Origin of the sequence: Streptomyces sp. NPDC058001 (genome assembly GCF_042886315.1) — a bacterium.
In the GTDB taxonomy this organism is placed as follows: Bacteria; Actinomycetota; Actinomycetes; order Streptomycetales; family Streptomycetaceae; genus Streptomyces.
Genome location: NZ_JBHVQT010000002.1, coordinates 362,270 through 383,309, shown reverse-complemented (window position 1 = coordinate 383,309; position 21,040 = coordinate 362,270). Strand labels below are relative to the sequence as shown.

Below are 21,040 nucleotides of genomic sequence, written 5' to 3'. Positions count from 1 at the left end.
CACTGCGATGAGTGCACGACGCGTACGGGCCGGCCTGCGCGGCTGGGGCGGCGTCGCCGCGATGGCGGCGGCACTGGCGTGCGTCCTCACGGCGGTACTCGTCCTGCTGCCCCTGACGAGCCCGAGCGGGGACAGTGACGACGGCGCCTTCGGCGGCGGTGGCGTCACCGACGCGACCCGGGCGAAGGCGGACACCTGCACACCGGAGGCGTCGAGCCTGCGGCCTTCGGCGTCCGACGGCGGCCCCGTGGTCACCGCGATCCGGGAGAAGAACCGCCTGGTCATCGGCGTCGACCAGAACAGCTACCGCTGGGGGTACCGCGACCCGAACAAGCCGGGTGGCAGCCTCGCGGGCTTCGACATCGACCTGGCCCAGGCGATAGCCGACCAGATCCTCCCGGGCGGCACCGTGCAGTTCCGCGCCATCCCCACCAACCAGCGGATACCGGCGCTCCAGAGCGGCCAGGTCGACATGATCGTGCGCACCATGACGATCAACTGCGACCGGCTGAAGCAGGTCGACTTCTCCACGGCCTACTTCAAGACGGGGCAGCAGGTGCTGGCCCCGAGGATCTCCGAGATCACCGGGTACAACGCGTCCCTGAAGGGCAAGAAGGTGTGCTCGGCGGCCGGTTCCACCGCCGAGACCGAGCTGAAGAAGGAGTCCTTCGGCGCCGACATATCCACCACGGTGCCCAACCAGCTCGACTGCCTGGTGCGGCTCCAACTCGGCGACGTGGACGCGGTGGTGACCGACAGCGCGCTCGCCGCGGGCCAGGCCGCGCAGGACCCGACGGTCGAGATCAAGGGCGGCACCTTCACCACCGAGTACTACGGCGTGGCGATGAAGAAGGGCTCCGACGATCTGGTGCGCCGGGTCAACCAGGTTCTGGTGGACTATCGGAAGCAGAGCTGGCAGAAGTCCTACAACGACTGGCTCGCGGACGACCTCGGCAAGAGTTCCGGGCCACCGCAGCCGCAGTACCGCGACTGACCGACCTGACCGACCGACCCGACCGACCCGACCGACCCGACCGCCTGGGGCGACCGGCAACGACCGACGAAGGACCGACAAGAACGGCGAGGTGATCGATGGGCGTCACGGGACCCCCTGGGCCGGTGATGGACCGGGACGAGGTGGACCGTGCGCTGGCGCGGCTCGGCGCGGAGCACGAGGCGATCGAGACATCGCTCCTCGCGCTCCAGGACCACGCGGGCCGCAGGCTGCTCGAAGGCGCCGAACTCACCGGCACGACGCGGGAGCGGTGGACGGCGACGGAGAGCGCGATCACCCTGCTGTGGTCGTACTTCGACCTGTACACGGACGCCCTGCGCACCGCACGCGAGCAACGCGCCCGCAGACGCTGGCCGAACCAGGAGGACCTGGCCGGGCTGACGGACCTGCTGCGCGGCGAGAGCGTCACGGTGCCGGGCGCGCACGGCACGGCGGGCAGCGCGCCGTCCCCGTCGATCACGGGCCCGGCGAAGCTCAGCGAGCGGTTCACGCTGGAGCGCCTGGTGACCCGGATGAACGAGCTGTACGCGCAGTCCCTCGACCTGGTCGTCGCGGCGGACGCCGTGTGGTCGGCGCTGCCCGCCCGGATCGATCTGCTCGCGGCGGAGTTGCAGCGCACCCGCCGGCTGGCGCACTCCGTCGGCGTACGCCCGGGAGAGCATCCGTCGGGCGACGACCTGGAGCGCATCACGCGCGTGTTGACCGCGTTGCGCGAACAGGTGGTGTCGGACCCGCTGGCGTTCTGGCAGTCCGCGCCCGGCAGTTCGGCACCCGGCGGCGGCCGGCCCGACACCGGGCGCTACGACCGGGAGGCGCGCGCCCTGGAGGAGGTGCGCCGCGAGATCGACGCGGTGCTCACCGTCCGGCAGGACGCCGAGAACCGGCTGCTGAAGCTGCGGGACCTGCTGTCCCGCGCGGACCGGACGCTCGCCGAGGCCCGCTCCGCGCGCGGGGAGGTCCTCGCGAAGATCGCCGCGTCCGAGGTGCCCGCCGTCTCGGGCCCGCCGACCGTGCTCCAGGAGCAGCTGTCGACGGCCGCCGAGTACCGCAGACACGGCCAGTGGCACCGGCTCTCACCGCTCCTGGAATCCCTTGAGCAGCGGGCCGAGGACGAACTGCTGCGCGCCCGCGAGTCGTTGACCGCCGTCACGGCGCCGCTCGCGGTCCGCGCGGAGCTGCGCGGCAGGCTCGACGCGTACAAGGCGAAGGTGGCCCGGCACGGCATGGCGGAGGATCCGCTGCTCATCGAGCGGTACGACGCGGCCCGCCGGATGCTGTGGAGCGCGCCGTGCGATCTGCGGGCGGCGGCGGACGCGGTGGCGCGGTATCAGCGGGCGGCGGCGGACGTGTTGGTGCCGCGGGTGCCCGACCAGGGCGGTCCCGTGGACCGGAGGGGGAACTCGTGACTCAGGAGCGGAAGTGTCAGCGGCCCGGTTGCCCGGGGGCGTACGAGGACGTGGGCGGCGGTGAGTTGTACTGCGATACCTGCGGGCTCGCGCCGGTCGTCGCGTCGAACGGCAGCGTGAACTCGCCGGCGACCGGCATCACCGGCGGTGGCCGGGGATCGTCGCGCGGCTCGGGCAGCAGCTCGTCGGCGCGGAGTTCGCAGGCGTCGGCCCGTTCGTCGCGGTCGTCCCGTTCCTCGCAGTCCCGCAGATCCGTCTCCGGACGGCTCTCCCGGTCCCTGTCGGGGAAGCTGTCGTCGCGGTCGGTGTCGGTGCGCAGTTCGGGCTCGGCCGCCGGTTCGACGGCCCGGGGCCGGCTCGGCGTGGGCCTGGTCGAGGTGCCGGGTGTGCCGCGTCCCGATCCGCGCGCGATGGTCCTGGAGAACCCGGAGGTGCCCGAGCGGAAGCGGTTCTGCTCGCGCTCCGACTGCGGGGCGCCGGTGGGCCGTTCACGCGGCGAGCGCACGGGCCGTACGGAGGGTTTCTGCACGAAGTGCGGCCACCCGTACTCGTTCGTGCCGAAGCTGGGCGAGGGCGACATCGTGCACGGGCAGTACGAGGTCGCGGGCTGTCTCGCGCACGGCGGTCTGGGCTGGGTGTATCTCGCGGTCGACCGTGCCGTGTCCGACCGGTGGGTGGTCCTCAAGGGCCTGCTCGACACCGGTGACCAGGACGCGATGGCGGCGGCGATCTCCGAGCGCCGGTTCCTCGCCGAGATCGAGCACTCCAACATCGTCCGGATCTACAACTTCGTCGAGCATCTGGACCAGCGCACGGGCTCCATGGACGGGTACATCGTCATGGAGTACGTCGGCGGCAAGTCGCTCAAGGAGATCGCCAACGACCGGCGTACGACGGCGGGCAAGCGTGATCCGCTGCCGGTGGAGCAGGCGTGCGCGTACGGCATCGAGGCGCTGGAGGCCCTCGGGCATCTGCACAGCCGCAATCTGCTGTACTGCGACTTCAAGGTCGACAACGCCATCCAGACCGGGGACCAGCTCAAGCTCATCGACATGGGCGCGGTCCGCAGAACGGACGACGACGAGTCGGCGATCTACGGCACGGTGGGCTATCAGGCCCCCGAGGTCGCGGAGGTCGGCCCGTCCGTCGCGTCGGACCTGTACACGGTCGCGCGGACGCTGGCGGTGCTGACCTTCGACTTCCAGGGGTACACGAACGTCTTCGTGGACTCCCTGCCCGACCCGGACAATATCGAGGTCTTCCGTACGTACGAGTCGTTCTACCGGCTCCTGGTGCGGGCCACCGACCCCGATCCGGCGCGGCGGTTCGCGTCGGCCTCGGAGATGGCCGAGCAGCTCACGGGTGTGCTGCGGGAGGTCGTCGCCCTCCAGACGGGCCGCCCGCGGCCCGCGCTGTCGACGCTGTTCGGGCCCGAAGTGAAGGTCACGGACACGGAGTTGTTCGACGCGGCCCACGGTGAGGTGTCGCAGCTCGGCACGCGGGTGCTGCCGCCGAGCCGCAGCGAACGGCGCGCCCTGGCGGCGGGCACCGGCACCCCGAGCGTCCCGGGCACCCTCGGCACCTCCGGCGACCCCGGCGACCCCGCGATCGTCGCCGCGAGCACCCCGGCGACCGGAACGACACCCGAAGCCATACCCGGCACCACGCCCGGAGCCGCGACCGGGTCCACGCTCGGGGGCGCCGTCGCCATGAACGGCTCCGCGCCCCGGATCGTCAAACCGCTCGCCGCCGCCGCGGCGGCCCTCGCGCTGCCGGTCCCGCATGTCGACCCGAGCGACCCCAACGCGGGCTTCCTGGCGGGCCTCGCGGCCTCCGCGCCCGCCGAACTGATCACGGCGCTGCACGCGGCGCCGAAGAACTCACTCGAACTGCGGCTGCGGGAGCTGCGGGCCCGTCTGGAGATGGGCGAGACGGAGGCCGCCACGAGCGCCCTCGACGCACTGGAGTCCGACCACCCGGACGACTGGCGGGTGGTCTGGTACCGGGGCGTCGGCGCGCTCACCACCGGCGACCACGAGAGCGCGGCCCTGTCCTTCGACGCGGTCTACGACGCGTTCCCCGGCGAGCCCGCGCCCAAGCTCGCCCTCGGTGTCTGCGCGGAGGTCCTGGGCCAGCTCGACAACGCCGCCGAGTACTACCGGCTGGTGTGGACGACCGACCCGAGCTATGTGTCCTCCGCGTTCGGCCTGGCCCGGGTGCAGCTCGCCGCGGGCGACCGGCGCGCGGCCGTGCACACCCTGGAGTCGGTGCCGGAGTCGTCGATCCACTACACGGCGGCGCGCGTCGCCGCCGTACGGTCCCGGCTGCGACGGCGCGTGACGGCACCGGTCGCGCCCGGCGGTGACGTACCGCTCCTGGACGACCTGACGGCGGCGGCCGGGCAGGTGGAGGCCCTGGACGGCTTCGGCCTGGACGCGGTCCGCAGGGAGCGCCTGTCGACGGAGGTGCTGGGCACCGCCCTCGACTGGGTACTCTCCGGTGGCCAGGGTTCCGCGCCGCCGAGTACGGGCAAACGCACCGTGCTGCTCGGCAGCGATCTGGACGAGCGTGGGCTGCGGTTCGGCCTGGAGCGCTCGTACCGGACGCTGGCCCGGCTCGCGCGGGGCGGCGAGGAGAGGATCGAACTGGTGGAGCGGGCCAACCGTTTCCGCCCCCGGACGTGGGTGTGATTGATGTCGCAGAAGCCCCAGTTGGCCGCCGGAGCCAGGTGCCCCGGCTGCGCCGAGCCGGTGGACGCGGGTGACCGGTTCTGCGGCGCCTGCGGATACGACCTGTCGGCGGCGCCCGCGCCACCCGACGACCACGCCACGATCGCCATGAACGGCGAGGATCCCTCCGGCGTGTCCCCTGCGTCCGGCGTGTCCGGCGCCTCCGTCGAGTGGCCCCAGGCTCCCGAGGTCGACAGCTCCGACGTGCCCGCGCCGGTGCATCTGGCGACCGAGGTCCCGGGTATCGAGTCGGGCGGCAAGCACCTCCCGGCGGCCGAACCGACGGCCGGAGGGTCGGTGGGCGGCGACTACCCGCTCCCCGCCCCGCCCGGACGGCCGCCCACGGTGGCACCGCCCGTCGCACCCCCCGCACCCGGCCCCCTGTCCGCACTCGCCGCACCGGCACCGGCGCCCGCGACGCCCGCCGCCGACCCCCGCACCGCCGCGCCCATATCGGCCGGCGGCACCCAAGGCGGCGGCAAGCAGTGCGTGTTCTGCTCCGTGGGCCAGGTGGACCAGGACGACTACTGCGAGCACTGCGGCAAGGCACAGCCGCGCGAACGGGACCACATGGAGCAGGAACTCGACGCGGTCGCCGCGGTCAGTGACCGCGGGCTGCGCCACCACCGTAACGAGGACGCGTTCGCCATCTCCTCGACCGCTCTGCCGGACGGTTCGCCGGCCGTCGTCGCGATCGTCTGCGACGGGGTGTCGTCGGCGACCCGACCCGACGAGGCGTCGCTGGCCGCGTCCCGGGCGGCGAACGAGTCGCTGCTCGCGTCGCTGCCGCTCGGCACCCACCCCCAGCAGGCCATGTTCGACGCGATCCTCGCCGCGTCCGAATCCGTCAACTCGCTGGCCGGGGAGCCGGGTACCACCCGGGAGCACGCACCGCACCAGAACGCGCCGGCGTGCACCCTGGTCGGCGCGATCGTCGCCAAGGACCTGCTGATCGTCGGCTGGGTCGGCGACAGCCGCGCGTACTGGGTGCCCGTCGACCGCACGGCACCCACCGCGCGTCTCACCGAGGACGACTCATGGGCCGCGCAGATGGTCTCGGCGGGCCTGATGAACGAGGCCGAGGCGTACGCCGACGAGCGCGCCCACGCGATCACGGGCTGGCTCGGCGCGGACGCGTACGAACTGGAGCCGCACACCGCTTCCTTCAAACCGGACCGTCCGGGTGTAGTGGTGGTGTGCACCGATGGGCTGTGGAACTACGCGGAGTCGGCCCAGGAGATGGCCGACGCGCTCCCGGTGGACGCCGCGGACCGGCCGCTGCACAGCGCCCAGGTCCTGGTCGGGCACGCCCTCGACGGTGGGGGCCACGACAACGTAACAGTGGCCCTGCTGCCGTTCCCGGTCCCCGCGAAGGGGGCAGGATCGGCCTGAGGACCGCGCGGTCAGCCGAGTTTTGACGTCGTGTCCCCGGCACGCGGGTGCCGTGGGACAGCTAGTGGGAGAGCAAGGGGGAGCAGAACCCATGGCCAACTTCTCGAAGTCGACCGTGCCGCAGTTCTCGGTCGACGTGTACCAGAACGAGTACCTGCCCGAAGGTGGGCGCGAGGTCAGCGCGATCGTCACGGTGACCTCGACCGGCGGCGGCACGGTGGGCACCGCCGCGTCCGCGCCGCATCAGTACACACCGGGGCAGGGACCCGACGCGGCCGTGGCGATCATGGTCGACTGTTCGGGCTCGATGGACTACCCGCCGACGAAGATGCGCAACGCGCGCGACGCGACGGGCGCCGCCGTGGACACCCTGCGCGACGGGGTGCACTTCGCGGTGATCGGCGGCACGCATGTCGCCAAGGAGGTCTATCCGGGCGGCGGGCGGCTCGCGGTCGCCGACACCCGGACCCGTGCGGAGGCCCGGCAGGCGCTGCGGAAGCTGTCCGCGGGCGGCGGCACCGCGATCGGGACCTGGCTGCGGCTCGCGGACCGGCTCCTGTCCAGCGCCGATGTGTCGATCCGGCACGGCATCCTGCTGACCGACGGGCGCAACGAACACGAGTCGTCCGAGGATCTGAAGGCCGCGCTCGACTCCTGCGCGGGGCGCTTCACATGTGACGCGCGTGGTGTCGGCACGGACTGGGAGGTGAAAGAGGTCACAGGGATCGCGTCGGCGATGCTCGGCAGCGCCGACATCGTCGCCGACCCGGCGGGCCTGGCCGCGGACTTCACCCAGATGATGGAGACCGCGATGGGCAAGGAGGTCGCGGACGTGGGACTGCGGCTGTGGACGCCGATGGGCGCCGAGATCAAGTTCGTCAAGCAAGTGGCACCCACGGTCGAGGAGTTGACGGACCGCCGTACGGAGGTGGGTCCGCGCGCGGGCGACTATCCGACGGGGTCCTGGGGCGACGAGTCCCGCGACTACCACGTCTGTGTGGAGGTGCCGGCGGCCAGTGTCGGGCAGGAGATGCTCGCGGCCCGTGTCTCGCTGGTGATCCCGCAGCCGGACGGCACCACGCAGACCCTGTCGCAGGGTCTCGTACGGGCGGTGTGGACGGACGACATGGCGGCGTCCACATCGATCAATCCGCAGGTCGCGCACTACACCGGCCAGGCGGAACTGGCGCAGGTCATCCAGCAGGGACTGGACGCCCGCAAGGCGGGGGACGCCGACGGGGCAACGGCCAAACTGGGCCGGGCCGTTCAGCTCGCCAGCGCGTCGGGCAACGAGGACACCGCCAAACTGCTGTCGAAGGTGGTGGACGTGGTCGACGCGGCTGCGGGTACTGTGCGACTGAAGGCGAAGGTCGAGGAGGCCGACGAGATGACTCTCGAAACCCGGTCGACCAAGACGGTTCGTGTCAAGAGGTGAGCAGTGCGTAGCGAGTTCGGCCGGTAGCCGAGTTCGACCAGCAGCGAGTTCGATCCGTAGCGAGTACGAGTGACGGAGTGAGGGGGAAGCGCCGACATGCCGACCTGCCCGAACGGACACCAGTCGGGTTCCGACGACTGGTGCGAGGTCTGCGGTCACCGCATGGCCGGTGCCGTACCACCGCCGCCACCGCCGCCGCCCGCCCCCGGTTACGGCTATCCGCCGCCGCCCGGAGCGCCGGGAGGCCGCCCGCATCTGTCGGCCGTGCCCGATCCGGCGCCGGAGCCCGAGTACTGCCCGCAGTGCCACACCCAGCGCGAGAGCGGGGCGCCGTTCTGCGAGGAGTGCCGGTGGAACTTCCTCACGAACACGGCGACTTCGTACACCCCGGTCGCGCCGCGTCCGCCCGCGGGCGGGCCGGGTGCCGGGGGTGCGTCGCAGTTCCCGGCGCCGGGGCGGCAGGAGTCGTTCGACTACCAGAGTTCGCGCCCCTCGCAGATGAACCGGCCCGCCGAGCCGATCGGATCGGGGCAGCCGGGGCCACTCGGCCCGCCCGGACCGCCCGCGCCTCCCGGCTATCCGCAGGAGTCCGGCCGCCCGCCGGGCCCGCCGTCCCCGCCCGGACCCTTCGGCGGCGGCACCGACGACGACTGGGTGATCCCGCCGCCGACGGCCGGTGGCATGCCGGGCACCATGCCGGGTGCCACCGATCCGTTCCAGCAGCCCGACCACTTCCAGCCGCCGGGCCCGGTGGCCGGTGGATACCAGCCGCCGCTGTCGTGGGCCGCGACGATCGGGCCCGACCGTGAGTACTTCATGGCGATGATGCAGCGCTCGGGTCCGGAGGCCGCGGGGCTGAACCTGCCCGCGTACTCGCCCGAGCAGCGGCGTCCGCTCACCGGCAACCAGATCACCATCGGCCGGCGCCGCCACTCCACCGGTGACATCCCGGACATCGATCTGTCGGTGCCGCCGGAGGACCCGGGCGTCTCGCACCAGCACGCGGTCCTGGTGCAGCAGCCGGACGGTTCCTGGGCGGTCGTCGACCAGAACTCGACCAACGGCACCACGGTCAACGGCTCCGACGAACCGATCCAGCCCTTCGTCCCGGTCCCCCTCCAGGACGGCGACCGGGTCCATGTGGGCGCGTGGACGACGATCACGATCCGACGGGGCTGACAGCTACTCCGGTAGCGGCCACGCATAGGGGCCGGCCGGGTCGTCCAGCCAGGCCCAGGCGTCGGTGCCGTTCACGGTGACGCCGAACCGCTCCCGTACGGGGCGGTTCTCGCCGTGCCAGAGGGTGAGGGCGTCCTGCGGATCGAGGCGGCCCGCCGTGAGGGTCAGCAGGAACTGGAACAGCTCGTCGCGCAGGGCCCGCCGGGGCAGCCCGCCCAGCCTCGGCGGCTCCCCGGGCGGATGCCCCCCGCCGCGCAGCGGCACGAAGTACGCGGGGGTGTGCAGGAACCGGCCCTCCGCGTGCGTGGCGTCCCGTACCTCCAGGACGATCAGCCCGGTGGCCAGCGGTGCCAGGATCCGGGCGCCCGGCACGCACTGCGCGAGCCACGCGCGCGGCACCGCGCCGATCGTGCAGGTCGCGATGATCCGGTCGAACGGAGCGCGCTGCGCGCAGCCACGGGCGCCGTCCCCGGTGACCACCGTCGGCGCGTACCCGGCGGCGGCGAGATGCGTGCGCGCCGACTCGGTGATCTCCGGTTCCAGGTCCATGGTGGTCACCCGGCCGCTGCCCACGCGGTACGCGAGCAGCGCCGCGTTGTAGCCGGTGCCCGCGCCGATCTCCAGGACGGAGTCGTCCTCGCCCACCCTGAGTTCCACCAGCATCTTCGCCATCAGCGACGGCTGACTGCTGGACGACATCAGCTCCCCGTCCCGTACCCGGGTGGCGAGCGGCGCGTCCTGGTAGGCGCCGCGCAGCCAGCGGGCGCGGCGGGCCGGGTCGGGGTCCTCGCCCCACATCCGCGCGTACCCGCCGGGTACGGCGACGTAGTAGTACGGCACGAAGAGGTGCCGGGGGACCTCTTCGAACGCGGACCGCCATTCCGGGTCCGCGTCCCAGGCACCGCTCGCCTCGATGTCCCGCACGAGCCCTGCGCGGGCGGCGGTGGCGAGGGATTCGTCGGTGCCCATGTCTCCACGGTGCCACGGAACTCCCGTGCCTTGGCCCAGGTCCTAGGTCCGGAGTCCTCCGTCCGGGTGCATGACACCATGGACCCGTGAACGAGATCCGGCGCGGCAGCCTTCAGGAGCAGACCTTCTACGAGCAGGTCGGTGGCGAGGAGACGTTTCGTCGCCTGGTGCACCGGTTCTACCAGGGCGTCGCGGACGACCCGCTGCTCCGGCCGATGTATCCGGAGGAGGACCTCGGCCCGGCCGAGGACCGGCTCACCCTGTTCCTGATCCAGTACTGGGGCGGCCCGACCACGTACAGCGACAACCGCGGCCACCCCCGGCTGCGGATGCGGCACGCGCCGTTCACCGTCGACCGGGCCGCGCACGACGCGTGGCTGAAGCACATGCGGGACGCGGTCGACGAGCTGGGGCTCTCCGAGGAGCACGAGCAGACGCTCTGGAAATACCTGACGTACGCGGCGGCGTCGATGGTCAACTCCGCCGACCCCGTCGACTGAGCGGTACGGGCGAAGCGGAACGCCGATATCCGGTCTCAACTTTCCAACATCCGGTCCGCCACCCCTTCCCGAAACTGTGTTCACTCTGAAAACATCGGGCGGACTTCGGAAGACGTACGACTGAAACGTTACGACTGAAACGTACGGCGTAGAGCGTGAAATGGCGGGGGGCCAATGGTGACGGGGTTCGTACTGGCGCGCGTACGGGCCCATCGGCTGTTGCTCGCCGCCGCGCTGATCGCGGTCGTGCTGACGACCACCGTCCTCTCCACCCTCGCGGCGTTCTCCGGCACCATCGGCGACGCGGCGCTGCGCCACACCTTGCAGACCCGCGACACGGCGGCCACGGCCCTCATCGCCAAGGCCCCGATCGCCCCGGACGCCCGTACGGCCGCCGACACTGCCGTACGGAAGGGGGCCCGCGAGACCTTCGGCGGGCTGCCGACGACCGTGCGCACCCTGGTCCGCTCGGGCCCCTACGCGCTGCCGCGTTCCTTGCAGGCACCGGCGGAGCGGGCCGGCAATCCCGACCTCACGCAGCTCGCGGCGCTCGACCCCGAGAAGGTCCGGTTCACCGAGGGCCGGGCGCCGCGCGCGACGGACGGCCGGACCGTGGAGGTGGCGCTGCCCGAGGCCGCCGCCCGGGAACTGCGGGTGCGGCCCGGCCGGGATCTCACCCTCACCGACCGCCTCGACGGCCCTTCGGTACGGGTCCGGGTCACCGGCGTCTACCGTCCCGCGCACGCCGACGACGCGTACTGGCAACTCGACGACCTGCACGGACGCGGTGTGCAGAAGGTCGCGTTCACCACCTATGGGCCGCTGTTCACCGATCCGTCCGTGCTGAAGGGCGCGCGGGTCAGCGAGGGGCAGACCGCCTGGCTCGCGTCGCCCGACTTCTCCACGCTGACCACCGGCCGGATCGACGCGCTGCGCGACTCCGCCCGGCAGGGCGTCCTCGACCTGCGCAAGGACCCCGCGCTGGGCGGCAGCACCGCCGTCACGACCGCGCTGCCGACCGTCCTCGACCGGGTCGAGCGGTCCCTCCTGGTGTCCCGGTCCACGCTGCTGATCGTCGCGCTCCAACTGGTCCTGCTCGCCGGATACGCGCTGCTCCTGGTCGCCCGGCTGCTGAGCGCCGAACGGGCAGGGGAGACCGGTCTGTTGCGGGCGCGCGGCGGCTCCCGCGCCCGGATCGGCGGGCTCGCGGCGGCGGAGGCCCTGCTCCTCGCGGTGCCCGCGGCCCTGTGCGCACCGCTCCTCGCCGGACCGCTGACCCGGCTGCTCGCCGGACAGGGCGCCCTGTCCCGGATCGGGCTGCGCCTGGACACCGGACCCGACGCCCTGGTCTGGCTGGTCGCCGCCGCGGTCGCCCTGGGCTGCGCGCTCGCGGTGACCCTGCCCGCGCTGACCTCGGCGGACGGCCCGGAACGCGGGCGGGCCCGCGCCCTGCCCGCGCCGCTGCGGGCCGGCGCCGATGTGGGGCTGCTGGTGATCGCGGGCGTCGCCTACTGGCAACTCGACCAGCAGACCTCCGGCTCCGGGGCGCTCACGGGCGACCGCGGCGGCGGCCTCGGCATCGATCCGCTCCTGGTCACGGCGCCCGCGCTCGCCCTGCTCGCCGGAACGGTCCTGACCCTGCGGCTGCTGCCGCCGGTCGCCCGGCTCGCCGAGCGGCGTGCGGCGGGCGGGCGCGGTCTCTCGGCGGCGCTCGCGGGCTGGCAGTTCAGCCGCCGCCCGCTGCGCGGCGCGGGACCCGTGCTGCTCCTGGTCCTCGCGGTGGCGATGGGCATGCTGGCGATCGGCCAGGGCGCCTCCTGGAACCGCTCGCAGGACGACCAGGCGGACTTCCGGGCAGGTGCCGAGATACGCGTCACGAACGCCGGCGCGGGCGAACTGGGCCAGGCCGGTGTGTACGCGGCGACGCCCGGCGTACGCGAGGCGGCCCCCGGGTCACGGACCTCGATGCCACTGTCCGGTGACCGGCAGGCCACGGTCCTCGCCCTCGACACCGAACACGCGGCGGACGCGATGCTGCTGCGCGCCGACCTCGCGGACCGGCCCACCGACCGACTCGTCGGCGACCTGGGTACCGCGCGGAAGTCCGACCGGACGGCCGGCACCCCCCTCCCGAAGGGCACCACGAACCTCGATCTGACGCTGCGGCTGCACAGCGAACAGCGGTCCGCCGGGAAGCGGCCCGAGTTCGTCGCCCCCGTCGAGGCGCCCGATGTCGCGGTGACCGTGGAGGACCGCTACGGCACCACGTACCGGCTCCCGGTCGGTGAGGTGCCCACCGACGGCAAGGCGCACCGGCTGGCGCTCGATCTGACGCACGCGGCGGGCGGCGCCGCCGGGCGGATCGCGGAGCCGCTGACCCTGACCGGACTCGAACTCACCCTCACGCAGCCGGTGGGCCTGGCCGAGGACCACACCCTCACGCTGGAGGGCCTGCGCGCCACCGACGCGTCCGGCACGGCCCATGCGGTGGAGCTGAGCACGGCGTGGCGGGGGTCGAACCAGCTCACCGGAACGGACATGTCGAGCCGGACCGACACGCGTCCCACCGCGCCGAAGGTCGGGCGCGCGACGGCGACGGCGCTGTCCGTGTCGTACGGCACCGGGTTCATGCCGGGCGAGTACACGTACAGCGCGCCCACCACCCTCACCGTCCGGGTCGCCGTCGACCGGGCCCGGCCGCCCGAGGTCGCTGCCGTCGCCACCGACAAGTTCCTGTCGGTGACCGGGTCGCGGATCGGGCAGAGCGTCGACGTGCCGATCGCCGGAACCCATGTCCCGGTCAAGCTCGTCGACCGGGTCCGTGCCCTGCCGACCACGGCCCTCGACGACGTGGTGCGGACGCCCGCCGCGGACGACGAGGACGGTGCCGCGCCCACCGCAGGGCCCGCCACGGACGGCGGCGCGCTCCTCCTCGACCTGCGCGCGGTCAACCTCGCCCTTACCGCGCGTCAGACCACCGGCATCACCCCCACCGAGTGGTGGCTGACCCCCGAGTCCGGCCGTACGTCCGATGTCGCGTCGGCCGTGCGCGCCCGGCCCGACATCGACCCGTCGTCGGTCGTGGTGCGCGAGGAGATCGCGGACGGGCTGCGCGACGACCCGCTCGGCGCGGGTCCGGAGTCGGCGCTCGCCGCCGCCGCTGTCGCCGCCGCCGCGCTCGCCGCCGTCGGCTTCGCGGTCAGCACGGCCGGGTCGCTGCGCGAACGGGCCGCCGAATTCACCGTGTTGCGGGCCCTCGGCACCCCGCGCCGCCGCCTCGCCCGGCTCGTCGCCGCCGAACAGGGCATCCTCATCACCCTCGCGCTCCTGGTGGGCGTCGCGCTCGGCGCGGTCCTGACCCGGGCCGTGGTGCCGCTCGTCGTGCTCACCGCCCGCGCCACCCAGCCGATCCCGACGGTCTCCGTCGCGCTGCCCCCGGAGCGGGTCGCCCTGCTGCTCGCCCTCGTCGCCTTCGCCCCGCTGCTCGTCACGGCGGCGCTGCCCCTGCGCCGCAGCGCCGACATGGCCGACTCTCTCCGCCAGGGAGGCGAGTGATGCGTAACCCGAAGAAGTCCTCAGCGGACCTGCCCGACCGGTCCGGGAGCCGGGTCGTCGTGCCCTGGGTGCGGACCCGGCTGCGGGCCGCGCCCGGCGCCGCCTGCGCGCTGGCGCTGCTGGTCGCGGTGACCGCGTGTCTGGCCGCCGCGTTCCCGCGCGCCGTGGACGCGTACGAGAACGCGGGGCTGCGCCGGGCGGTCACCGACGCGTCACCGGGCAGTTCCACGGTCCAGTTCACCGCGCCGCAGCCCGGGTTGGAAATCGAGCAGGAGACCCGCGAGAAGTCGCTGCGCGGCGCCGCGCTGCACCGGTCGTACGAGGGAGTCGTCGGCCGGCTGCGCGCACCGCTGACCGCCGACGCCGCCCAGTCCTCGTACGGGGTGCGGACCCTCGACTCCCTTGAGGCGCGCGAGACCTGGCTGGCCCGGCCCGACAGGTTGAATCCCCAGTTCTTCTTCTCGGCGCAGGACGGACTCGACACGCACGCGAAGCTCCGGGACGGGCGGCTGCCGCGCGCCGGCACGGGCGTCACGGCCGAGGCCCGCGAGGTGGAGGGCGCGGTCACCGCCGAGACCGCGGACCGGCTCAAGATCAAGGCCGGTTCCGTGATCCATGTGCCGGGCGTGCAGCGCGCCGACCTGGCCGTGCGGATCACCGGCATCCTGACGCCGGAGCGCCCGAAGTCCGCGTACTGGGGCACCCAGCCGATCCTGCGGTCGCCCGCCCTGGTGCCGGTCGCGCCCCAGGACCCCGATTCCCCCCGGTACTGGCTCGGCACCCTGCTGCTCGCGCCGGACGCGGCGCCCGCGCTGCTGGGCACGACCGCGAACCCGCAGCGGTTCTGGCACATCGCGCCCGACATCGACGCCCTGACCGCGCACGATCTGACCGGTCTGAAGGCCGCCGTCACGGCCACCGTCGACGGCGCCGATCTCCTGCGGATCCGCCAGGTCACCGACATCAACACGGCGGCGGGCACCGACCTCGACGACATCCTCGACGGCTACGACCGGCTCCAGGCCGGGATCGCACCGGTGGTCGCGGTCGCCGCGTTCGGCGCGGCGGCCGTCGCCGGGGTGGTGCTGCTGATGGCGGGCGGCCTGACCGCCGGGCGGCGGCGCGCCGAACTCGCCGTGCTGCGGGCCCGCGGCGGCTCCCTCGGCGGGATCGGGCTGCGGCTCCTCGGCGAGACCGCGGTGGTGGCCGTTCCGGCGGGCGCCCTCGGTCTCGCGGTCGCGCTGCTCGCCGTACCGGAGGGCCGGTCGTCGTACGCCGTGGCCGGCGCCTGTGTGGTCACGCTCCTCGCGTGCGGGGTGCTGCCGGTGCGGGCGATGGCCGCGCACCGGGCCGTGCGGGTGCACACCGCGCGGGACGACCTGACGAACGCGCGGCCCTCGCGGCAGCGGACCGTCGCCGAACTCACCCTGCTCGTCCTGGCGGTGAGCGCCGTCGCCGCGCTGCGCCGGCGGGGCACCTCGGACGGCGGCGAACTCGTCGCGCTCGCCCCGGTCCTGGTCGGTGTGATCGCCGCGCTGGTCCTGGTCCGGGTGTATCCGCTGCCGCTGCGCTGGCTGGCGCGGCCCGCCGGGCGGCTGCGCGGTGTCATCGGCCATCTGTCGCTCGCACGGGCGGGACGGGGTTCCGCTTCGGCCGTACTGCCGTTGCTGGCGCTGCTCACGGCGCTGACGACGGCGGCGTTCGGCGGTTCGGTGCTGGCGGGCGTCACGGATGCCCGGGACCGCGCGGCGGTCATCGAGACCGGCGCCGACGCCCGTGTGGAGGCGCCCGGCCTGCCGTTCCCTCCGACGGCGCCGGCGAGCCTCGCGAAGGTGTCGGGCGTCCGTGATGTGACCCGCGCCGAGATCGACTACAACGCGGCACCGACCGAGAGCGACGCGAAGCTCCCCCTGGTCGCCGTGGACCCGACGGCGTACGCCGGGTTGGCGGGACGGATGGACCTCGGGGCGTTCCCCGCAGGGGTCCTGACCGAGGGGGCGGGCGGTAAGGGTGATCAGGCTCAGTCCGGTACCGACGCCGTCGTGCCCGCTGTCGCGTCGCCCGCGACCGCGCGGCGGCTCGGTACGGAGCCCTTCGCCCTGATCGGCGGTGGGCGGGAGGTGACCGTACGGATCGTCGCGCAGCGGTCGTTGACTCCGGCGGTGTCCGGTGCCGAGTTCCTCGTCGTGGACGTCCGTGCGCTGGGGCGGGAGATGCGGCCCACCACCCTGCTGGTGACCGGCGACCGCCTCGACGCCGACGCGCTGGCCAAGGTGGCGGGTGTCACCGCCAATGTCCATCTGCGGGAGGACGCCCGCGAGCGGTACTCCGACTCGCCGACACAGACCGGCGCCGAGCGGGTCTACGTCGCCGCCGTCGCCGCCAGTGCCGGCTACGCCGCCCTCGCCCTGCTGCTCGCCCTGGCCCGCGCGGCCCCGGAACGCGCCGCGCTGCTCGCCCGGCTCCGCACGATGGGCCTCACCCGCCGCGACGGGCGCCGTCTGCTCGTCCTGGAGTCGCTGCCGCAGGCCCTGCCCGCCGCGATCGGCGGGGCACTGACCGGCTGGGCGGCGATCCGGTTGCTCGCCCCGGGCACGGACCTCACCGCTGTGGCGCTGGCCACCGCGTCCGCCACCAACTCACCGCCCGCCGGCATCAGCACCCTCCGCCCCGATCTGTTCTCCCTCCTGCTGCCCGCACTCGCCGTGGTCCTGCTGACGGTCGGCGTCGCGGTGGCGCAGGCATGGTGGACGGGCCGCCGCGGAGCCGTACGCGAACTCAGGGTGGGTGACCAACGATGACGGGACCTGTCCACCAGCCACGGACCGACGAGACGACGGGACCCGTCAACCATCCACGGACCGACGACCCGGGAGCGCCGTCCATGACCACGACGACCGACACGACACTGGCCGACCTTGAGCGGCGGGCCACCGCCCGCCGTGACCGGCCCGCGTACGGGCATGACGCCCTCATCACCTGCGACCGGCTGGTCCGGATCTTCTCCACGGACGGCGTGGAGGTGCAGGCTCTCCAGGGCCTCGATCTCCTTGTCCGCGAGGGCGAGTTGATGGCCCTGGTGGGCGCGTCCGGCAGCGGCAAGTCCACGCTGATGAACATCCTCGCGGGCCTCGACGAGCCGACGGCGGGCGCGGCGAGCGTCGCGGGCCGCGATCTGCTCACGATGGGCGCGAAGGAACGCCTCGGCTACCGGCGTGACGTCGTCGGCTTCGTCTGGCAGCAGACCGCCCGCAATCTGCTGCCCTATCTGACGGCCGCTCAGAATGTGACGCTGCCCATGCAGTTGCACGGCAAGGGCGCCCCCGGCCGCCGCGCCAAGTCCGAACGCGCCCTGGAACTCCTCGGGTTGCTGGATGTCGCCGAGTGCCGTGACCGGCGTCCGCACCAGATGTCCGGCGGCCAGCAGCAGCGCGTCGCCATCGCGGTGGCCCTCGCCAACGACCCCTCGGTCCTCCTCGCCGACGAACCCACCGGCGAACTGGACTCCCACACCGGCGAACAGATCTTCGCCGCCTTCCGCACCGCCAATGAGCAGCTCGGCACCACCGTCGTCATCGTCACCCACGACCAGGCCGTGGCCGGCGAGGTCCGCCGTACGGTCGCCATCCGCGACGGCCGCACCTCCACGGAGGTCCTGCGCCGCACCGAGGTCGACGCCACGACCGGCGAGGAGTCGCTGGTCGCCCGCGAGTACGCGATGCTCGACCGCGCGGGACGCCTCCAGCTCCCCGCCGAGTACACGGAGAGCCTGGGCATGCGGGACCGTGTCCTCCTCAAACACGAGGAGGACCACATCGGAGTGTGGCCGGACACCGAGGAGGGCTAGCGCGTTCTCGTCCGGCTCAGGTCGGGGTGACGCTCAGCGGGCCGACTCCCGCTCTGCGTACGGCGATCGAGCCGTACGGGGTGCGCAGCCGCAGCCACGCCCCGGCGGCGAGAAGGGTGAGCGGTGCCTCGGACGGACCGGCGCCCGGAGCCCGGCCCGGGGGCACCGGGGGCTGACCCGCCGGTACCGGCGCCGGAACGGCCCTTAGGAAGCCCAGCGCCTGTGCCGCGTGTGCCGCCCGCACGGGCAGTTCGCTGTCGCCGATCGGACGGGACCAGATCTCCCGCCCGATCCGGTCGAGCACGGCCCGCGTCCGCTCCTCGGGCGCCAACTCCTCCGTACGGGACCGGAATTCGGCGACCGCCCCCGCGACCATCGCCCGCACCGCGCCCGGCGCGGGCAGCCCCGGCTCGGGGTGCCAGCCACCGCGCGGCGGCAGGACCCCGGCCCAGGGCGGCCCGGTGACCGCGTCGGGCACGGTCGCCGTACCGGCCGTCTCGTCCACCGATTCCAGCAGCTCCCCCGCCGACACGGTGCTGTCGAGCGCGGCGTCGATCCCGTGCTCGTACGGCTTCGCCAGGCGTGCCGTGCGGATCGCCAGGACCTCGAAGGACGGCGGGCGCCCGAACACGGCGAGCGTGCTGCCGGACGCCTGGACGCGGACGGCGGCGCCCCGGTCGTAGTGCAGCAGCCGGCCGAGGAAGGCGGCGAGATCGGCCGCTTCCCCCGCGTCGGCGAAATGCAGCGTCCGCCGCGGCCGACCCGGACCGTCCGGCTGGCTCGGGCCCGTCATGCGGCAAGCGCCTCCGCGTCGCCGCCGCCGTCCGTCCCGCCGTCGTCCAGATACTTCCGGAGGTACGTCTTCTCCTCGGCGGTGATCCGCCGGGGCCGCTGCGCCTCCAAGTTGTACGGCACGACGACGGTGGACGCCCGGACATACACCTCGTCCGAGCCCTCGCCGTCCTTGATCTCGTACGCGATCGTCAGCGAGGCCGCGTTGATCTTCGTGACCCACGACTCGACGACCACTGGTTCATGCCGGTGGACCAACGGCCGTACGTAGTCGATCTCATGGCGCGCCACCACCGACCCGCCCGAGAACGACGGCGAGCCGTCACCCGGCGCCAGCCGGAACATGAAGTCGATCCGGGCCTCCTCCAGATAGCGGAGGAAGACCACGTTGTTCACATGGCCGAAGGCGTCCATGTCCGACCAGCGCAGCGGGCAGGAGTACACATGACGGGTCACGATCGTTCGACCTCAGCCCCGGGTCAGCTTCTTGTACGTGGCACGGTGCGGACGCGCCGCGTCCGGGCCGAGCCGCTCGATCTTGTTCTTCTCGTAGGACTCGAAGTTGCCCTCGAACCAGAACCACTTCGAGTCGCCCTCGTACGCCAGGATGTGCGTCGCGACGCGGTCCAGGAACCACCGGTCGTGGGAGACGACCACGGCCGCGCCGGGGAAGTCGAGGAGGGCGTTCTCCAGCGACGACAGGGTTTCGACGTCGAGGTCGTTCGTCGGCTCGTCGAGGAGCAGCAGGTTGCCGCCGAGCTTCAGCGTCAGCGCCAGGTTGAGGCGGTTGCGCTCACCGCCGGACAGAATGCCCGCGGGCTTCTGCTGGTCCGGGCCCTTGAAGCCGAACGCGCTCACATACGCGCGCGACGGCATCTCCACCTGGCCGACGTTGATGTAGTCCAGCTCGTCCGAGACGACGGCCCACAGCGTCTTCTTCGGGTCGATGTTGGAGCGGCTCTGATCGACATACGCGATCTTCACCGTCTCGCCGACCTTGATCGAACCGGAGTCCGGCTCCTCCAGGCCCTGGATCATCTTGAACAGCGTGGTCTTGCCCGCGCCGTTCGGACCGATCACGCCCACGATGCCGTTGCGCGGGAGCGTGAACGACAGGTTCTCGATCAGGAGCTTGTCGCCGAAGCCCTTGCTGAGGTTGTCGACCTCGACGACGATGCTGCCGAGCCGCGGGCCCGGCGGGATCTGGATCTCCTCGAAGTCCAGCTTCCGCATCTTGTCCGCCTCGGCGGCCATCTCCTCGTACCGGGCGAGACGCGCCTTCGACTTCGCCTGCCGGCCCTTGGCGTTGGACCGCACCCACTCCAGCTCTTCCTTGAGCCGCTTGGCGCGCTTGGCGTCCTTCTGCCCCTCGACCTTGAGACGGGTCTGCTTGGTCTCCAGGTACTTGGAGTAGTTGCCCTCGTAGCCGTGGAGGCGGCCGCGGTCGACCTCGCAGATCCACCCGGCGACGTTGTCGAGGAAGTACCGGTCGTGGGTGACGGCCACAATGGTGCCCGGGTAGTTGGCGAGATGCTGTTCCAGCCAGTTCACGGACTCGGCGTCGAGGTGGTTGGTGGGCTCGTCGAGGAGCAGCAGGTCGGGCTGTTCGAGGAGGAGCTTGCAGAGCGCGACGCGGCGCCGCTCGCCACCGGAGAGGTTGGTGACCGCCCAGTCGCCGGGCGGGCAGCCGAGGGCGTCCATCGCCTGCTCCAGCTGGGCGTCCAGGTCCCACGCGTTGGCGTGGTCCAGGTCCTCCTGGAGCTTGCCCATCTCCTCCATCAGCGCGTCGGTGTACTCGGTCGCCATCTGCTCGGCGATCTCGTTGAACCGGTCGAGCTTGCCCTTCACGGTCGCGACGCCGTCCTGCACGTTCTCCAGGACCGTCTTCGACTCGTCCAGCGGGGGCTCCTGGAGCAGGATGCCCACGGAGTAGCCGGGCGACAGGTACGCGTCACCGTTGGACGGCTGCTCAAGGCCCGCCATGATCTTGAGAACGGTGGACTTGCCGGCGCCGTTGGGCCCGACCACACCGATCTTCGCGCCGGGCAGGAAGTTCAAGGTGACGTCGTCGAGAATCACCTTGTCGCCGTGCGCCTTGCGCGTCTTGCGCATGGTGTAAATGAACTCAGCCAAGAGAAACCGTCCGACCGCTTGAAACCTGCAATGTCAACATGTGACTCCGCCGCGTGAGGGCAGACACACCCATCTTGCCGTACACCCC

At 72.8% G+C, this 21,040-nt stretch carries 14 protein-coding genes; 10 read left to right on the top strand and 4 right to left on the bottom strand.

Annotated features, from left to right (window positions below):
- The first annotated feature begins 7 nt into the window (after positions 1-7).
- The 6 genes from ACFVT5_RS05170 (at position 8) to ACFVT5_RS05145 (ending at position 9,156) form a co-directional block, all read left to right on the top strand.
- Entirely contained in the window at positions 8-994 is a 987-nt protein-coding gene (locus ACFVT5_RS05170; protein WP_389881567.1) for a glutamate ABC transporter substrate-binding protein, read from the top strand.
- Positions 995-1,092: 98 nt separating this feature from the next.
- Positions 1,093-2,421 (top strand): hypothetical protein, encoded by a 1,329-nt coding sequence (locus ACFVT5_RS05165; RefSeq protein ID WP_389881565.1) that lies wholly within the window; start codon positions 1,093-1,095, stop codon positions 2,419-2,421.
- Complete coding sequence (locus tag ACFVT5_RS05160) at positions 2,418-5,111, top strand: tetratricopeptide repeat protein (RefSeq protein WP_389881563.1); 2,694 nt, start codon at positions 2,418-2,420, stop codon at positions 5,109-5,111. The genes ACFVT5_RS05165 and ACFVT5_RS05160 overlap by 4 nt, the downstream gene beginning before the upstream one ends.
- Before the next feature lie 3 nt (positions 5,112-5,114).
- Complete coding sequence (locus ACFVT5_RS05155; RefSeq protein ID WP_389881561.1) at positions 5,115-6,542, top strand: PP2C family serine/threonine-protein phosphatase; 1,428 nt, start codon at positions 5,115-5,117, stop codon at positions 6,540-6,542.
- A gap of 91 nt (positions 6,543-6,633) precedes the next feature.
- The gene (locus ACFVT5_RS05150; RefSeq protein WP_389881559.1) at positions 6,634-7,977 is read left to right on the top strand and encodes a VWA domain-containing protein; all 1,344 of its coding nucleotides are present in this window, start codon (positions 6,634-6,636) and stop codon (positions 7,975-7,977) included.
- 96 nt (positions 7,978-8,073) lie between these two features.
- On the top strand, positions 8,074-9,156 hold the full coding sequence (locus ACFVT5_RS05145) for an FHA domain-containing protein (RefSeq protein ID WP_389881557.1): 1,083 nt from the start codon (positions 8,074-8,076) through the stop codon (positions 9,154-9,156).
- A gap of 3 nt (positions 9,157-9,159) precedes the next feature.
- On the opposite strand, the gene ACFVT5_RS05140 is transcribed toward ACFVT5_RS05145, so the two are convergent.
- Positions 9,160-10,125 (bottom strand): methyltransferase domain-containing protein, encoded by a 966-nt coding sequence (locus tag ACFVT5_RS05140; RefSeq protein ID WP_389881555.1) that lies wholly within the window; start codon positions 10,123-10,125, stop codon positions 9,160-9,162.
- An 86-nt stretch (positions 10,126-10,211) separates the two neighbouring features.
- Between ACFVT5_RS05140 and ACFVT5_RS05135 the strand changes: the two genes are divergently transcribed.
- The 4 genes from ACFVT5_RS05135 to ACFVT5_RS05120 all read left to right on the top strand — a co-directional run bounded on the left by ACFVT5_RS05135 (position 10,212) and on the right by ACFVT5_RS05120 (position 18,027).
- Positions 10,212-10,625, top strand: a complete 414-nt coding sequence (locus ACFVT5_RS05135; RefSeq protein WP_389881553.1) for a globin — start codon at positions 10,212-10,214, stop codon at positions 10,623-10,625.
- Positions 10,626-10,799: 174 nt separating this feature from the next.
- Positions 10,800-14,180, top strand: coding sequence for an FtsX-like permease family protein (locus ACFVT5_RS05130; RefSeq protein WP_389881552.1), 3,381 nt, complete (start codon positions 10,800-10,802; stop codon positions 14,178-14,180).
- The gene (locus ACFVT5_RS05125) at positions 14,180-16,981 is read left to right on the top strand and encodes an FtsX-like permease family protein (protein ID WP_389881550.1); all 2,802 of its coding nucleotides are present in this window, start codon (positions 14,180-14,182) and stop codon (positions 16,979-16,981) included. Before ACFVT5_RS05130 ends, ACFVT5_RS05125 begins: the two co-directional genes overlap by 1 nt.
- 83 nt (positions 16,982-17,064) lie before the next feature.
- Positions 17,065-18,027 (top strand): ABC transporter ATP-binding protein, encoded by a 963-nt coding sequence (locus ACFVT5_RS05120; protein ID WP_389881548.1) that lies wholly within the window; start codon positions 17,065-17,067, stop codon positions 18,025-18,027.
- Between the two features lie 16 nt (positions 18,028-18,043).
- Here ACFVT5_RS05120 and ACFVT5_RS05115 read toward each other — a convergent pair whose 3' ends face one another.
- From ACFVT5_RS05115 to ettA, 3 genes are read right to left on the bottom strand one after another with little or no spacing between them, the layout of a single operon-like run.
- Complete coding sequence (locus tag ACFVT5_RS05115; RefSeq protein WP_389881546.1) at positions 18,044-18,820, bottom strand: hypothetical protein; 777 nt, start codon at positions 18,818-18,820, stop codon at positions 18,044-18,046.
- Positions 18,817-19,275, bottom strand: a complete 459-nt coding sequence (locus ACFVT5_RS05110) for an acyl-CoA thioesterase (protein ID WP_389881544.1) — start codon at positions 19,273-19,275, stop codon at positions 18,817-18,819. The genes ACFVT5_RS05115 and ACFVT5_RS05110 overlap by 4 nt, the downstream gene beginning before the upstream one ends.
- A 12-nt stretch (positions 19,276-19,287) precedes the next feature.
- Entirely contained in the window at positions 19,288-20,952 is a 1,665-nt protein-coding gene (gene ettA / locus ACFVT5_RS05105; RefSeq protein ID WP_389881542.1) for an energy-dependent translational throttle protein EttA, read from the bottom strand.
- Positions 20,953-21,040 lie beyond the last annotated feature (88 nt).

Excerpts from the sequence above, each read along its gene's own strand:
- ACFVT5_RS05120 (WP_389881548.1), top strand. The coding sequence starts at position 17,065 with ATGACCACGACGACCGACACGACACTGGCCGACCTTGAGCGGCGGGCC.
- ACFVT5_RS05115 (WP_389881546.1), bottom strand. The coding sequence starts at position 18,820 with ATGACGGGCCCGAGCCAGCCGGACGGTCCGGGTCGGCCGCGGCGGACG.
- ACFVT5_RS05165 (WP_389881565.1), top strand. The coding sequence starts at position 1,093 with ATGGGCGTCACGGGACCCCCTGGGCCGGTGATGGACCGGGACGAGGTG.
- ACFVT5_RS05155 (WP_389881561.1), top strand. The coding sequence starts at position 5,115 with ATGTCGCAGAAGCCCCAGTTGGCCGCCGGAGCCAGGTGCCCCGGCTGC.
- ACFVT5_RS05145 (WP_389881557.1), top strand. The coding sequence starts at position 8,074 with ATGCCGACCTGCCCGAACGGACACCAGTCGGGTTCCGACGACTGGTGC.
- ACFVT5_RS05150 (WP_389881559.1), top strand. The coding sequence starts at position 6,634 with ATGGCCAACTTCTCGAAGTCGACCGTGCCGCAGTTCTCGGTCGACGTG.
- ACFVT5_RS05125 (WP_389881550.1), top strand. The coding sequence starts at position 14,180 with ATGCGTAACCCGAAGAAGTCCTCAGCGGACCTGCCCGACCGGTCCGGG.
- ACFVT5_RS05140 (WP_389881555.1), bottom strand. The coding sequence starts at position 10,125 with ATGGGCACCGACGAATCCCTCGCCACCGCCGCCCGCGCAGGGCTCGTG.
- ACFVT5_RS05170 (WP_389881567.1), top strand. The coding sequence starts at position 8 with ATGAGTGCACGACGCGTACGGGCCGGCCTGCGCGGCTGGGGCGGCGTC.
- ACFVT5_RS05130 (WP_389881552.1), top strand. The coding sequence starts at position 10,800 with ATGGTGACGGGGTTCGTACTGGCGCGCGTACGGGCCCATCGGCTGTTG.